Raw genomic sequence first — 1,053 nt, 5'->3', positions numbered from 1 at the left:
CTGGTGGCTGTTCACAAAGCTCGAAAGCTGGATCCCGTCGCTGATGAGCTACGTGCCGGACTGGCTGCAGTGGCTTAACTACCTGCTCTGGCCGGTGGCGGTCATCTCCGTGCTGCTGGTATTCGGCTATTTATTCTCAACGATCGCGAACTGGATAGCCGCGCCGTTTAACGGCCTGCTGGCGGAACAGCTGGAGGCGCGGCTTACCGGCGCAACGCCTCCGGACACGGGCGTGCTGGGGATCGTGAAAGATATCCCGCGCATTATGAAGCGCGAGTGGCAGAAGTTTGCCTGGTACCTCCCCCGCGCGGTTGTACTCCTTGCCCTCTACTTTGTCCCCGGCATTGGCCAGACGGTTGCGCCGGTGCTGTGGTTTCTGTTCAGCGCCTGGATGCTGGCCATCCAGTACTGCGACTATCCGTTCGATAACCACAAGGTGCCGTTTAAAGCGATGCGCACCGCTCTGCGCACCCGGAAGGTCGCCAATATGCAGTTCGGCGCGCTGACCAGCCTGTTCACCATGATTCCCTTCCTTAACTTGTTCATCATGCCGGTTGCGGTTTGCGGCGCGACGGCGATGTGGGTGGACTGCTATCGTGCTAAGCACGCGTTATGGAAATAATGCAAAAATGTGTAAAGCAGGGGTGGCTTATGCCGCCCCTTATTCCATACTGATCCCCATTATTTCCTTGCAGTATATAGATATGCGAATTCCTTACTTCCCCCTACCTGCTTAGCAGGTATGCTGGGTCGGTATCCCAATTTCATACAGTTAAGGACAGGCCATGAGTAAGATTTATGAAGACAACTCGCTGACTATCGGTCATACGCCCCTGGTTCGACTGAACCGTATCGGTAATGGACGCATTCTGGCGAAGGTCGAATCACGCAACCCGAGCTTCAGCGTAAAATGCCGCATCGGTGCAAACATGATTTGGGATGCTGAAAAACGCGGCGTGCTGAAGCCAGGCGTTGAGCTGGTGGAACCGACCAGCGGTAACACCGGTATCGCTCTGGCCTATGTTGCTGCCGCACGCGGCTACAAGCTGACCC

At 56.0% G+C, this 1,053-nt stretch carries 2 protein-coding genes; both read left to right on the top strand.

Features of this window, described 5'->3' with window-relative positions:
- Window positions 1-622, top strand: a 622-nt coding sequence (cysZ, locus tag INF73_RS21990) for a sulfate transporter CysZ (protein ID WP_193547355.1), incomplete at its 5' end; no start/stop codon positions are given.
- Window positions 623-785: 163 nt separating this feature from the next.
- Window positions 786-1,053: pyridoxal-phosphate dependent enzyme (locus INF73_RS21985; RefSeq protein WP_193547354.1), on the top strand; the 268-nt coding region annotated here is incomplete at its 3' end.

The organism is Enterobacter cloacae complex sp. P6RS, from assembly GCF_014982245.1.
In the GTDB taxonomy this organism is placed as follows: Bacteria; Pseudomonadota; Gammaproteobacteria; order Enterobacterales; family Enterobacteriaceae; genus Enterobacter; species Enterobacter bugandensis.
This window is presented reverse-complemented; position numbering and strand designations above follow the sequence as displayed.